12 protein-coding genes are annotated in these 13,083 nt (G+C 68.1%); 4 read left to right on the plus strand and 8 right to left on the minus strand.

Annotated features, from left to right (window positions below):
* Window positions 1–3: 3 nt before the first annotated feature.
* Together dnaJ and hrcA are read right to left on the minus strand one after the other, a co-directional pair.
* Window positions 4–1,125: a molecular chaperone DnaJ gene (gene dnaJ, locus C1H84_RS00540; RefSeq protein WP_053798093.1), complete on the minus strand. Its 1,122-nt coding sequence runs from the start codon at window positions 1,123–1,125 to the stop codon at window positions 4–6.
* Between the two features lie 66 nt (window positions 1,126–1,191).
* Window positions 1,192–2,205, minus strand: a complete 1,014-nt coding sequence (gene hrcA / locus C1H84_RS00545) for a heat-inducible transcriptional repressor HrcA (protein WP_047119146.1) — start codon at window positions 2,203–2,205, stop codon at window positions 1,192–1,194.
* A gap of 127 nt (window positions 2,206–2,332) precedes the next feature.
* Between hrcA and C1H84_RS00550 the strand changes: the two genes are divergently transcribed.
* Window positions 2,333–3,202, plus strand: coding sequence for a DUF3097 domain-containing protein (locus C1H84_RS00550; protein ID WP_113606263.1), 870 nt, complete (start codon window positions 2,333–2,335; stop codon window positions 3,200–3,202).
* 145 nt (window positions 3,203–3,347) lie between these two features.
* Window positions 3,348–3,695 carry a DUF4870 domain-containing protein gene (locus C1H84_RS00555; RefSeq protein ID WP_231735948.1) on the plus strand — a complete coding sequence of 116 codons (348 nt, stop codon included), beginning with the start codon at window positions 3,348–3,350 and terminating at the stop codon, window positions 3,693–3,695.
* Between the two features lie 29 nt (window positions 3,696–3,724).
* Here the strand turns inward: C1H84_RS00555 and hemW are convergent, their stop codons facing one another.
* The gene (gene hemW / locus C1H84_RS00560; RefSeq protein ID WP_113606264.1) at window positions 3,725–4,954 is read right to left on the minus strand and encodes a radical SAM family heme chaperone HemW; all 1,230 of its coding nucleotides are present in this window, start codon (window positions 4,952–4,954) and stop codon (window positions 3,725–3,727) included.
* Window positions 4,955–4,958: 4 nt separating this feature from the next.
* Complete coding sequence (gene lepA / locus C1H84_RS00565) at window positions 4,959–6,803, minus strand: translation elongation factor 4 (protein WP_113606265.1); 1,845 nt, start codon at window positions 6,801–6,803, stop codon at window positions 4,959–4,961.
* A gap of 110 nt (window positions 6,804–6,913) precedes the next feature.
* On the opposite strand from lepA, the gene C1H84_RS00570 reads away from it, so the two are divergent.
* Both C1H84_RS00570 and rpsT read left to right on the plus strand, forming a co-directional pair.
* A complete protein-coding gene (locus tag C1H84_RS00570; RefSeq protein WP_113606266.1) occupies window positions 6,914–7,504 on the plus strand; it encodes a type II toxin-antitoxin system PemK/MazF family toxin in 591 nt (196 codons plus the stop codon).
* 169 nt (window positions 7,505–7,673) lie between these two features.
* Window positions 7,674–7,934: a 30S ribosomal protein S20 gene (rpsT, locus tag C1H84_RS00575; RefSeq protein ID WP_047119152.1), complete on the plus strand. Its 261-nt coding sequence runs from the start codon at window positions 7,674–7,676 to the stop codon at window positions 7,932–7,934.
* A 159-nt stretch (window positions 7,935–8,093) separates the two neighbouring features.
* On the opposite strand, the gene holA is transcribed toward rpsT, so the two are convergent.
* Genes holA through C1H84_RS00595 form a run of 4 tightly spaced genes read right to left on the minus strand, consistent with a single transcriptional unit; the run spans window position 8,094 to window position 13,074 of the window.
* Window positions 8,094–9,086, minus strand: coding sequence for a DNA polymerase III subunit delta (holA, locus tag C1H84_RS00580; protein WP_113606267.1), 993 nt, complete (start codon window positions 9,084–9,086; stop codon window positions 8,094–8,096).
* Window positions 9,087–9,119: 33 nt separating this feature from the next.
* Window positions 9,120–11,390: a ComEC/Rec2 family competence protein gene (locus tag C1H84_RS00585; protein WP_181727998.1), complete on the minus strand. Its 2,271-nt coding sequence runs from the start codon at window positions 11,388–11,390 to the stop codon at window positions 9,120–9,122.
* 10 nt (window positions 11,391–11,400) lie between these two features.
* Window positions 11,401–12,120, minus strand: coding sequence for a ComEA family DNA-binding protein (locus C1H84_RS00590; RefSeq protein WP_113606269.1), 720 nt, complete (start codon window positions 12,118–12,120; stop codon window positions 11,401–11,403).
* A 15-nt stretch (window positions 12,121–12,135) separates the two neighbouring features.
* Complete coding sequence (locus C1H84_RS00595) at window positions 12,136–13,074, minus strand: DegV family protein (RefSeq protein ID WP_047119156.1); 939 nt, start codon at window positions 13,072–13,074, stop codon at window positions 12,136–12,138.
* Between the last annotated feature and the right edge of the window lie 9 nt (window positions 13,075–13,083).

Below are 13,083 nucleotides of genomic sequence, written 5' to 3' on the forward strand. Positions count from 1 at the left end.
GGCCTAGCGCTGGTTCAGCTTGTCCCGCAGGCGCGAGAACATGCCGCCTGAATGCTCGACGCGTCCGGCGCTCAGCTCTTCGCCGCGCAGCGTGGCCAGCTGCTCGAGCAGCTCGCGCTGGGCGGCGTCCAGCTTGGTCGGGGTCTCCACCTGCAGGTGCACGATGATGTCCCCGCGCTTGCCGCCGCGCAGGCGCGGCACACCCAGGGCCGGCAGGGTCAGGGTGTCCCCGTCCTGGGCCCCCGGCTCCACGTTCAGGGTCTGCTCGCCGTCGAAGGTCTCCAGCTTCAGCTCGCAGCCCAGGGCCGCGGCGGTCATCGGGATGGTCATCTTGGCGTGCAGGTCGTTGCCGGAGCGCTCGAACACCTTGTGGCGGCGCACGTCGACCTCGACGAACAGGTTGCCGTTCGGACCGCCGCCCGGGCCTGCCTCGCCCTGGCCGCGCAGCTGGATGCGGGTGCCCGAATCCACGCCGGCCGGCACGTTCAGCGATTTGGAGACGTGTTCGCGCACGCGGCCCTCGCCGTTGCACTCGATGCAGGGATCCGGGATGGTGGTGCCGAAGCCGTGGCAGGCGGCGCAGGTTTCCACCGTCATCATCTGGCCCAGGAAGGAGCGCACCGGGCGCTGGACCTGGCCAGCGCCGTGGCAGATGGTGCAGGTGACCGGGCTGGTGCCCTCGCGGGTACCGTCGCCGTGGCAGGTCTTGCAGGTGACGGCGGTTTCCATCTCCAGCGGGTAGACGGTGCCCTTGACGGCGTCTTCCAGGTCGATGGTGATGGTGATCAGCGCGTCGCGGCCCGGCTGGGTGCGGGACATCGGCCCCTGCGCCTGGCCGCCGCCGAAGAACTGCTCGAAGATGTCGCCGAAGCCGCCGAATCCGGCGCCCCCGCCGAAGCCCGGCTGGCCGTTGCCGTTCTCGTCGCCCGTGGCGTCGTAGTTGGCGCGCTTCTTCTCGTCGGAAAGAACCTCGTAGGCGCGGGTGACCAGCTTGAACTGCTCGGCCGCGTCCTCGCTGGGATTCACGTCCGGGTGGAGTTTGCGCGCCAGCTTGCGGTAGGCGCTTTTGATTTCCTGCGGGGTCGCGTCCTTGGCGACACCCAGGGTCTCGTAATGCGAGCTCACGATCTTCGCCGTGTCCTTTCCTATAAAATTTCACTTCTCAAGTTGTGCTGCGAACCGGCCGCGCGGCTAGTTCGCCAAAATCTTCGACAGGTAGCGGGCCACCGCGCGCACCGAGGCCATGGAGGAGGAATAGTTCATCCTGGTCGGGCCGAGCACGCCGAGCTTGCTGCGCTGGTCGGTGCTGTAGGTGGTGGCGATGACCGCCGCGTCGGTCAGCTGCCCGTAGTGGTTCTCGGTGCCGATGGCCACGGCCAGGCCGCGCGAATCCGCCTCCAGTTCGGAGAACAGCTTCAGCAGCACCACCTGCTCCTCCAGCGCCTCGAGCACCGGGGTGATGCTCAGCGGGAAGTCCCCCTCGACGCGGGCCAGGTTCGCGGTGCCGGCCATGACGATGCGCTGCACGTTCGCCGCCTGCGCCATTTCCTCCAGCGACCGCAGCACGCTGCCCACCAGCGGCGTCTCGTGCTGCGCCGGAACCACTGCCTCGTTGCTCAGCGGGCCGACGAGGTCCGCCAGCCGGTGGCCGCCGAAGGAAGTCAGCAGCCACTGCTTGAGGTTGTCCAGCTCCTCGTCCGAGTACGGCCGGGTCACCGCGATCATGCGCTGGTCCACGGTGCCGTTGGAGGCGATCATCACCATTAGCACCTGGCCCGAGCCCAAGCCCACCAGGTCGAGGTTGCGCAGCTCCGCGGTGTCGTAGTGCGGCACCTGGATCATGGCAACCTGGTTGGTCAGCCGGGCCAGCAGGCGCACGGTGCTGTGCAGCATCTCGTCGAGGTCCTGCGAGCTGTCCAGGATCTTGTTGATCGCCTCGCGCTCGGCGCGCGACAGCGGCTTGAGCTCGCCGATCTCGTCCACGAAGCGGCGGTAGCCCTTCTCCGTGGGGATGCGCCCCGAGGAGGTGTGCGGGGCGGCGATCAAGCCCTCCTCTTCGAGCAGGGCCATGTCATTGCGGATGGTGGCGGCGCTGACCCCGAGGTTGTGCCGTTCGCGCAGCGCCTTGGAACCTACGGGCTCGCGGGACTGGACATAGTCCTCCACGATGGCGCGCAACACGTCAAGACGTCGTACTTCGCTCACGAAAACACCTCCCGGGAAACCACGCCCGCACAATTGGCACTCTAACCTGTCAAGTGCCAAGTCTAATACCTTCGGCAGTTGCTAGCATTGGATTTCGAGCGTATTCGATCACAGCGAAAGGCAGTCCGTGTCCAATTTCTCCTGGGGACCGCAAGACCTGAGTGCTCCGGCACCCAAAAAACTCCGCCAGGTGCCCGTTGAACGCGGCATGATCCTGGAAGATGCGGTCTCCGGCTGGGTCGGCGAGGTCGTCAAGACCGAGAAGTCCGGCGGCATGCGCGTGATCGTGCTGGAGGACCGCCACCGCAAGACCCGTTCCTTCCAGGCCGGCTTCGGCTTCCTGCTGGAGGGCGAACCGGTGGAGATCGTTGAACCTGTCAAGAAGGCCAAGGCACCGAGCACCATGATCTCCGCCTCCGGCTCGCGCGCGGTGGCAGACCTCAAGGCCCGTACCGCCCGCGCCAGCCGCATCTGGGTCGAAGGCAAGCACGACGCGGAACTGGTCGAGAAGGTCTGGGGCCACGACCTGCGCGTGGAGGGCATCGTCGTCGAACCGCTGCATGGCGTCGACGACCTGGCCGGGGCCATCCGCCAATTCAACCCCTCGCCGACCCGCCGCCTGGGCATCCTGGTCGACCACCTGATCTCCGGAACCAAGGAAGAGCGCATCGTCGCCGAGGCCATGAAGGTCCCCGGGGCTGCGGGCAACGTGCTGATCCTCGGCCACCCGTACGTGGATGTCTGGCAGGCGATCAAGCCGGACACGCTGGGCATCAAGGCCTGGCCGGTCATCCCCCGCGGGACCGACTGGAAAACCGGCGTGCTGCGCGCCTTCGGCTGGCCGCATGCAACCGCCGAGGATATCGGCATCGGCTGGCAGCGGATCCTGTCCACGGTCAAGCACTACGGACAGCTGGAACCGGCGCTATTGGGTAAAGTTGAGGAACTAATCGATTTCCTTACCACGGAAGATTACGGTTTCCTAACAATTGACTAAGATTTGGACTTTCAGGGTGCCATTGGGCGGGGCGTCAGCGGAAGCTCGATATCATGGTGGAGAAGCCGCACCGTAAGACAAGGACATTTCCGTGACATCTCGCCAGGTACCATCATCTGAGAATTCGCGTTTCGAGGGATCAAACGTGTCCGCGCTGCCGCTCTCCCCGTCGGAAGACCGCCAGTGGGCCATGATGGCGCATTTCGGCGCGATCCTCGGCTGCATTCCCTCGGCCATCATCTTCGCCGTCTACCGCGACCGCGGCCCCTTCACCGCCCAGGAATCCAAGGAAGCGTTCAACTTCACCTTCCCGCTGACCATTCTGGCGATCGTGCTGAACATCCTGAACCTGCTGCCGGGCATCGGCTGGCTCTTCGCGGTCATCGCCGTGTGCCTGTGGGTCTTCATGACCCTGATGGGCGCGTATGCCGCGATCCAGGCAAACAAGGGACGCCCCTACCGCTACCCGATCAACCTGCGGTTGATGAAGTAGCGGCAGGGACGCCAGCGCTTGCGAACGTCCTAGAAATCCAGCAGTTCACGCACCACGAGGTCGGCCAGGAGCCGGCCTCTTTGCGTTAGCACGATGCGTCCGGCGAACGCTGCCTTGGCATCGATCAGCTCGTCGGCGATCAACCCGGCGACCTTGGTGCGGCCGGCGGATTCCAGTTCGCTGATCTGCATGCCGGAGCTCAGCCGGGTGAGCAGCATGGTGCGTTCGAGCTGAACTGCCTGCGCGTCGGGGAACTCGCGGCCGTGTCCGGGCGAGATGCCGCCGTCGATGCGCTGCTGGTAGGCGGCCGGGTGCTTGACGTTCCACCAGCGCAGCCCGCCGACATGCGAGTGCGCGCCGGGGCCTGCGCCCCACCAGTCCCCGCCCTGCCAGTAGGCGATGTTGTGGCGGCAGGCATGCCCTTCGCCGCGCGCCCAGTTGCTCACCTCGTACCACTGCAGGCCGGCGGCCTCGAACAGCTGATCGGCCAGCTGGTACTTCTCCGCGTGGTCGTCGTCGTCAATGTCCGGAACCTCGCCGCGGCGGATCTGCGCGGCCAGCTTGGTGCCGTCCTCGATGATCAGCGCATAAGCGGAGATATGGTCCGGCTCGTAGCTCAGCGCGGCCTCGATGCTGGTACGCCAATCCGCCAGCGACTCCCCCGGGGTGCCGTAGATCAGATCGACGCTGACATCCAGCCCTGCTTCGCGGGCCCAGGCCACGGCCTGCGGCACGCGCGCCGGGTCATGGGTGCGCTCGAGCACCTTCAGCACATGCGGCACGGCTGACTGCATGCCGAAGGACACGCGCGTGAACCCGCCGTCGGCCAGCTGACGCAGGCTTTCGCGGCTCACCGAGTCCGGGTTGGCTTCGGTGGTGATTTCAGCGCCGGGCTTGATGCCGAACTCGTCGCGGATCCGGCCGAGCACCGAAACCAGGTCCGAGGCGGGCAGCAGGGTCGGGGTGCCGCCGCCGAAGAAGACCGTGTCGATTTCGCGGTGCGGTACCCCGGAACGGTCAAGCACGCCGCGGGCGAAGCCGATCTCCTGGCCCACCGTGGCAGCGTAGGTGGCCTGGCTGGAGCCATTGCCCAGCTCGGTTGCGGTATACGTGTTGAAATCGCAGTAGCCGCAGCGCACCGTGCAGAACGGAATGTGGACATAAAAGGACATGGTCCGCTCCGCCGCACCGTGCGCGCACGCTGCGGGGAGCAGACCATCGGCCGGAGCCGGATCGCCGTCAGGCAATACTGAGGGCATCTAGCTACTTCTTCTTCGGCTCATCGGTGGACAGCGCGGCGATGAACGCCTCCTGCGGGACCTCCACGCGGCCAACCATCTTCATGCGCTTCTTGCCTTCTTTCTGCTTTTCCAGCAGCTTGCGCTTGCGGCTGATGTCGCCGCCGTAGCACTTGGCAAGCACGTCCTTGCGGATCGCGCGGATGTTCTCGCGGGCGATGATGCGCGAACCGATCGCGGCCTGGATCGGCACCTCGAACTGCTGGCGCGGGATCAGCTCGCGCAGCTTCGAGGTCATCATGGTGCCGTAGCTGTAGGCCTTGTCGCGGTGGGTGATCGCGGAGAACGCGTCGACCGTATCGCCCTGCAGCAGGATGTCGACCTTGACCAGGTCCGCGACCTGCTCGCCGTCGGCCTTCCAGTCCAGCGAGGCGTAGCCGCGGGTGCGGGACTTGAGCTGGTCGAAGAAGTCGAACACGATCTCGGCCAGCGGCAGGTGGTAGCGCATTTCCACGCGGTCCTCGGAGAGGTAGTCCATGCCGCGCATGGTGCCGCGGCGGGACTGGCACAACTCCATGACGACGCCGATGAACTCGCTCGGGGCCAGGATGGTCGCGGCGACCATCGGCTCGTGCACCTCGAGGATCTTCCCGTCCGGGAATTCCGAGGGGTTGGTCACCGTGATCAGCTGCTTGTCCTCGCCCATGACCTCGTACACCACGTTCGGGGCGGTGGAAATCAGGTCGAGGTTGAATTCGCTTTCAAGGCGCTGGCGGGTGATTTCCAGGTGCAGCAGGCCCAGGAAGCCCACACGGAAGCCGAAGCCCAGGGCCACGGAGGTTTCCGGTTCGTAGATCAGCGCGGCGTCGTTCAGCTGCAGCTTGTCCAACGCGTCGCGCAGCGCCGGGTAGTCGGTGCCGTCCAGCGGGTACAGGCCGGAGAACACCATCGGCTTGGGCTCTTCGTAGCCGCCCAGGGAATCGGTGGCGGGCTTCAGCGAGTTGGTGACGGTATCGCCGACCTTCGACTGGCGCACGTCCTTCACGCCGGTGATCAGGTAGCCCACCTCGCCCACTCCCAGGCCCTTGGACGGGATCGGATTCGGGGAGGAGACACCGATTTCCAGCAGTTCGTGGGTGGTGCCGGTGGACATCATCTGGATGCGCTCGCGCGGTTCCAGCTTGCCGTCGACCACGCGAACGTAGGTGACCACGCCGCGGTAGGTGTCGTAGACCGAGTCGAAGATCATCGCGCGGGCCGGGGCGTCGGCCTCGCCGACCGGGGCAGGCAGCTGCTTGATGACTTCGTCCAGCAGCGCCTCGACGCCTTCGCCGGTCTTGCCGGAGACCTTCAGCACTTCCTCAGGCTCGCAGCCGATCAGGTTCGCCAGTTCGGCCGCGTACTTCTCAGGCTGCGCGTTGGGCAGATCGATCTTGTTCAGCACCGGGATGATCGTCAGGTCGCCCTCGATCGCCAGATACAGGTTCGCCAGCGTCTGGGCTTCGATGCCCTGGGCGGCGTCCACCAGCAGGATCGCGCCTTCGCAGGCGGCCAGCGAGCGGGACACCTCGTAGGTGAAGTCCACGTGGCCCGGGGTGTCGATCATGTTCAGGGCGTAGGCCGTGCCGTCGGCCTCCCATGGCATGCGAACCGCCTGGGACTTGATGGTGATGCCGCGCTCGCGCTCGATATCCATGCGGTCCAGGTACTGCGCTTTCATTTCGCGCGCAGAAACCACGCCGGTCAGCTGCAGCATGCGGTCGGCCAGGGTGGACTTGCCATGGTCGATATGCGCGATGATGCAGAAGTTACGGATAAGCGACGGATCGGTCGCGGCAGGCACCGGAGCGGTGCGGGCCAATGGAGACACCTAAACAGACCTCACTAGCAATGAGCAGACATGATTGAATTACGCCTATTCTGTCATGATTTGCGGGTGAGGACATATTCCCCGCGGCGCGCACTGATAGTTTGTGGTGCATGGCTTTGAATGCACAGAAGATATTCGACTTCATCCTCCGCGCGGTCAAGGAACTGAGTTCCTCCAGCACCAAGAGCACCAAATCGGGCGGTGCCAAGCCGCAGCGAAGCGGCGCCTCGACCTCCCATCGTCCCGCCGCGCAAAGCGCTCGACCCGCCCACCACGGCCATCGACCCGCCCCGGCGGCGGGCACCAGCACGGACTACCCCGGGGACTTCACCGGAACCGTCCGCTACGAGTACAACCCCAGCATGGACGGGGATGCAGACCCGGGAGAGATCGTCTGGGGCTGGGTTCCCTACGAGGAGGACCACTCCCAGGGCAAGGACCGGCCGGTGCTGGTCATCGGGCGCGAGGGCGGATGGCTGCTGGGCCTGATGCTCACCAGCAAGGACAAGAACAACTCGCAGCACCACAACCCGAACTACCTGGACATCGGCACCGGCTCCTGGGATCGCGAACGGCGCCCCAGCGAGGTGAAGCTCGACCGCATCATCCGGCTGTCCCAGGACGCGGTGCGGCGAGAAGGCGCAATCCTCGACGAAGACCGCTTCCGCAATGTGGTGAAGGTCCTAAACAACCGCCGCTGACCGGTCGCCGTTGGGGGCCCGTTCTGCTAGAGTTAACACTTGTGTGTCGCGCAGGTTGGGCGACACGCCCCCTTCGGGTCGCCATAGGTGCCCCACACCGCTCAGTCGATGGCCTGAAGGATGAACCCTCTACCGACCGTATAAGACGATAAACGAGAGAGTTTATTAAGTGGCAAACATCAAGTCCCAGAAGAAGCGCATCCTCACCAACGAGAAGGCACGCCTGCGTAACGTAGCTGTCCGCTCCGAGGTCAAGACCGTTATCCGCAGCGTGAACGAAGCTGTGGTTGCCGGTGACAAGGACAAGGCAACCGACGCACTGCGTCTGGCCGGCAAGAAGCTGGACAAGGCTGTTAGCAAGGGTGTTCTGCACAAGAACAACGCCGCTAACCGCAAGTCGGCCCTGGCCAAGAAGGTTAACGCCCTCTAAGCGCAGCTAGACTTTGCAACTCCCCCGGAACTTCGGTTCCGGGGGTTTTGTTTTGCCCTCTGTGTGCTGCACTCCGGGCAACCTGCAGCCGCTGCAGCTGTTCAGCCGGACTACGACGAAGGCGCCGCCAGTTTCTGGCAGCGCCTTGGTGGGTTCAGGCTAGTGGCGCGGGGCCTTGCCCGCGATGAACAGGATCGCGCGTTCCAGTGCGTAGCCCGGCGACCGTCCCCCGCCCTTGACCATGCGGTCGGTCTGCGCGATCGTCTCCACGCAGGCCGCCAGATCCGAGCGCTTCCAGCCGCGGGCCTGCTGCTGCGCCTGCTGCACCTGCCACGGGGCCATGCCCAGCTGGGAAGCCAGCACTGCGGCGGGTTCATTCACGCCCAGCACCTTGGCCAGCTGGCGCACCTTCATGGCCAGCGTGGCGACGATCGGGATCGGGTCGGTTCCGGTGCTCAGCGCGTGGCGCAGCGTGCGCAGCGCAACCTGGGCGTTGCCGGCGATCGCGGCGTCGGCGACCTTGAAGGCAGTGACTTCCACGCGGCCGCCGTAGTACTTGTCGACCACGTCCTGGTCGATGGTGCCGGTGGTGTCCTGGATCAGCTGCGAGCAGCTGGAGCCGAGCTCGGCCAGCGAATTGCCGACCGCGGCGACCAGGGCCTTGACCGCGTCGTTGGTGATGCGGCGCTTGGCGGCCTTGATCTCGGCGGTGACGAACTCGATCTTCTCCGCGTCCTTCTTCACCGGCTGGCAATTCACGATCACCGCGCCGGCGGCCTTGATGGCGTCCAGCAGCTTCTTGCCGCGGGTGCCGCCCGAGTGGTGCATGATCAGCACGTTCTCCGGCGCCGGGCTCTTCAGGTACGCCAGCGCGTCCTTCAGGAAGTACTCGTTCATGCTCGCCAGGTCGTGGATCTCGACCAGGTTCGCGGTGGAGAACAGCGAGGCGCTGGTGGCCAGCAGCAGCTCACCGGGCTCGTAGCTCTGCGCGTTCAGCCGGGTGTGCGCGATGTCCTCGCGGGAGGCGGCTTGGGCGCGCAGCAGTTCGAAGGCCCGGGAGGCGAGGTACTGCTCCGAGCCGGAGAGCAGGATCAGCGGCTGCGGGGTGAGGTCTCGCCAAGAGATCCCGGGATTGGCCTGGGCGCGTGCCATCGAACTCCTTAGTGCTGGGGCAATACTTCGATCCTACCGAACCGGCGCCCCCAGCGAGGCCGCGTGCACGCCGTCGGCATCCAATGTGAGCAGAACGGTGCCCAGCTGGTCGGTGCGCAGCACCTGGGCGCCCAGGCGCTGCGCGGTGTCGATGATGCCCTGGTTGGGGTGCCCGTAGGTGTTCTCCGCGCCGACCGAGACCAGGAACACCCGGGGCCGGGCGGCCTCGATCAGCTCCTGCCCGCCGTTGCGGGCGCCGTGGTGCGAGGCCTTGAGGATCGTGGCGTTCCCCTGCGGGCTGGCGGCGAGCAGCCGGTGCATGGCCTGCTCCTCCATGTCCCCGGCGGTGAGGAAGTCGATCTGCCGGTCCCCGCGGGTGAAGCTCAAGCGCAGCACCAGCGAGATGTCGTTCGGCTCGGCCCCCGGCACCATGGCGGGATCCGGTCCGATGACCCGGTAGGACACGCCCTGCCCCTGCCCGGTGTCCCCCGGAACCAGCACCCGGTGCGGCTGCCAGAGCGCCTCGGGGAAGCCGGCGGAGACCAGGCGCTCCCCCAGCGTGACGCCCGAGGACTCCAGCTCCGGCACGCCGCCGAAGTGGTCGGCGTCCTGGTGGGTCATGAACACCTTGCTCAGCGTGGTGATGCCCAGCTGACGCAGGCAGCCGGAGACCCCGCCGCCCGGCGGCCCGGCGTCGATGAGCCAGCCGGAGGATTCGCCGTCGCGGACCACCAGCGCGTCGCCCTGCCCGACGTCGCACATGGCGATGGTCCACGGATCGTGCAGCGGGGGCTTCCAGAACAGCGTCGCCGGCAGCACCAGCGCGGCCAGGAACACCGCCAGCACCCCGAGCAGCGCCAGGCAGGTGCAGCGCACGCGCAGCCGCTCGGTCTGGCTGCCGGAGATGAGCAGCACGCAGAAGACCACCGCGATGCCCGCAGCGATGACGATGCCCGGCAGCCCCTCGGGCCACGGGCGGCTGGCCCCGGGAAGCCGCACTGCCAGGTGGGCGAGCTGCCCGATCGCCTCGGCCGGCCAGCCGATCAGCCAGGCCAGGACGTGCGCTGCGCCGGGAATCACGGTGCACAGCAGCAGCGCGGCCACCCCGAGCGCCGTGATCACCGGCAGCAGCGGGGCCGCGAGCAGGTTCGCCGGCAGCGAGTAGAGGCTGAAGTCGGCGTTCAGCGCGATCACCACCGGCAGGCAGGTGAACTGGGCTGCGACGCAGATGGCCGTGGGTTCGGCCAGCAGCGCGGGCAGGATGCGTGCTGCCAGTTCGGCCAGCGGCGGGGCAAGCATGATGATGCCGGCGGTGGCAAGCACCGACAACGCGAACGCCGGCTCGGCGGCCAGCGATCGGTCCACGAGCAGCAGCACGGCGGCGCTGAGCCCCAGGATGCCCAGCGAGCCCTGGCCGCGCCCGGAGAGCAGCGAGAACACCGCGATCGCGCCCATCAGGCCGGCGCGCAGCACGCTGGGATCGGGCCCCACGAAGGCGACGAACAGCCCCAGCCCGGCAGCCATCAGCACCCCGGCCAGCACCCGGGGCACGGCGAACAGCCGCAGCAGCACCATCAGCATCGAGCCGACCAGGGCGATGTTCGACCCGCTGACCGCTGTCAGGTGGCTCAGCCCGCTGCCCTTCATCGCCTCGCCCAGGGCCTGGTCCTGCCCGGAGCGGTCCCCGTAGAGCATGCCAGGCAGCAGCGCCCTGGCGTTCGGCGGCAGCCCGACCAGCTGCGCGGCGAAGCGCTCCTTGAGATTCGAGGCGGGGGTGGGCAGCTGCCAGCTGGTGACCTTCGGCTCGCTGTCGGCCCGGGCCCACCAGGTGAAGCTGCCGGAGTCCTGCGCCGGCTGCAGCGAGGCGATCACGGTGAACTCCCGCGCGTGGCCCGGCAGCGGGGCGGCCAGGGCCAGGTAGATCGGGATCGGGCACCGCTGCCAGTGCCCGCGGTGCTGGTAGCCGGTCAGCAGGGCGGCGCCGGCGACCCCGCCGCCGTCGGCGGGCCGCGGCGGGTCCTCGAAGTGCGCGGTGATGCGGCGCTGCTGGTCCCCTGGTTCGGGCAGGGTGCATTCGGCGGCGCCGAGGTTCGTGCCGAGCACCGCCAGCGCGCCGAGCAGCAGCACCAGCGGGCCGGTGAACCACGGGGCCGCATGCGGCGCGTCGTGCCGGGCGCGCAGCAGCAGCGCGAACAGCCCGGCGAAGGCGCCCAGCAGGGCCAGCACCGCCCACCCCGGGGGCTGCAGCAGCGCGGCGAGCCAGGCCCCGGCAAGCAGCCACAGCCCGCGGAAGTCGGTGCGCACTACAAGCACCTCATGGCTGCACCAGCTCGCGCAGGTTGCCCAGCACCGCCGGGCCGATGCCGGAGACCGCGTCCAGCTCCTCCACGGAGGCGAACGGCCCATGGGCTTCGCGGAAGTCGATGATGCGTTGGGCCAGCGCGGGCCCGATCCCCGGCAATTCCTGCAGCTGCTGCGCGTCGGCGCTGTTCAGCGAGATTTTCCCGCCGGCTGCGCCGCCGTCCGTGCCATCCACCGGAGCGCTGGAGCCGGCGGCGGAGGGCGGGGCGGCCTGGGCGTCCGCGCTGCCGGGCAGCACGATCTGCTGGCCGTCGGCCAGCCGGGCGGCGAGATTCAGCAGTTCGGGGCGGGCGGTGCGCCGCATGCCGCCGGCCGCCTCCAGCGCGTCGACGATGCGCGCCCCGGCGGGCAGGGTGTACACCCCGGGCTTCTTCACCGCACCCACCACGTGCACGGTCACCGCGCCCTCGGAGTTCCCCGGCGCGGCGGTGCCCGAAGGCAGGGCGCCAGGAGCCGCCGTGCTCGGCGTTGCGGCGCCGGGCGGCGGCGAGGGGTCGGAGACCAGCGGCACGGTCTCAAGCTGCGTGGTGGTCGGCGGCGGGGCCAGCAGGATGGATAGCCCGATCCAGGCCAGCACCACCAGCACCAGCACGAGCACCGCCACGCGGCTCACGGCAAAACGCAGCCGCGAGGCACGTGGCGCGTACCTGCTGAAGAAGTCATGGCGCCCCATGGACCCCAGTCTGGGCTAGCCGGAGGCCGCAGGCCCCTGGTGCGGCGCGGGCTGTGGATACAGCGGGGCCACTGCCACGCCGAGCACCCCCATGCCGGTGTGCGCGGCCAGCACCGCCGGCAGCGACTCGATGAGCACCTCGCCCTCGCAGTAGGGGTTCAGCTCGGTGGCGATCTCGGTGGCAAGTTCCGCGGCGCCGAAGTGCATCACGCCCAGCCGCACCGGGCCCGTCGCCGCGGCGGCGTCGCGCTGGGCCAGGGCCACCAGTCGCGCCTGGGCGCGCGCGAAGGAGCGCGGCTTCTCCAGCGGGGCGATCACCCCGCCGGCGATGCCCAGGATCGGCTTGACGTTCAGCAGGTTGCCGAACACCGAGGACACCGCGCTGATCCGCCCGCCGCGGCGCAGCTGTTCCAGGGAGGGCACCGCGAAGTACACGCGGTTCACCGCCGCGCCGGAGGCGATCTGCTCCAGCAGGCCCAGCCCGGCGCCGGCGTCGCGCGCGGCGAGCACGTCGGCCACCGCGAAGCCCTGGGCCATGGCCACGGTGCGCGAATCGATCACGCTCACCGGCACCGGCGCCTCGGAGGCGGCCAGCCGGGCGGCGTCGACGGTGCCGGACAGCCCCGCCGAGAGGTGGATGGAGATGACCGCCTGGCAGCCGGCCTCGGCCAGCTGGCGGTAGGCGCGGGCGAACTCGCCGGGGGCCGGGCGCGAGGTCTTCACCGCCTGCCCCATGGCAAGGCCCATCATCAGGGCGGTCGTGTCCTCGCCGTGCACATGGTCGTCCACGATGATCGGGATGCCCAGCTGGATGAAGTCCGGGGCCTGCAGCAGGGCCGGCGGCAGGCAGGAGGCCGAATCGGTCACCACCCCGATCCGGGTGCCAGAAAGCCCACGCGGGGCCAGCAGCTTGTGCAGCCAGCCCGTGCGTGGGCTCTTGGATCGCTCAGTCATGTCTTGAGC

The organism is Glutamicibacter soli, from assembly GCF_003309065.1.
In the GTDB taxonomy this organism is placed as follows: domain Bacteria; phylum Actinomycetota; class Actinomycetes; order Actinomycetales; family Micrococcaceae; genus Glutamicibacter; species Glutamicibacter soli.

Bases quoted from the DNA above. Each gene is read 5' to 3' on its own strand.
- C1H84_RS00590 (WP_113606269.1), bottom strand. From the start codon at position 12,120: ATGGGGCGCCATGACTTCTTCAGCAGGTACGCGCCACGTGCCTCGCGG.
- holA (WP_113606267.1), bottom strand. From the start codon at position 9,086: ATGGCACGCGCCCAGGCCAATCCCGGGATCTCTTGGCGAGACCTCACC.
- C1H84_RS00595 (WP_047119156.1), bottom strand. From the start codon at position 13,074: ATGACTGAGCGATCCAAGAGCCCACGCACGGGCTGGCTGCACAAGCTG.
- hemW (WP_113606264.1), bottom strand. From the start codon at position 4,954: ATGCCCTCAGTATTGCCTGACGGCGATCCGGCTCCGGCCGATGGTCTG.
- C1H84_RS00570 (WP_113606266.1), top strand. From the start codon at position 6,914: ATGGCTTTGAATGCACAGAAGATATTCGACTTCATCCTCCGCGCGGTC.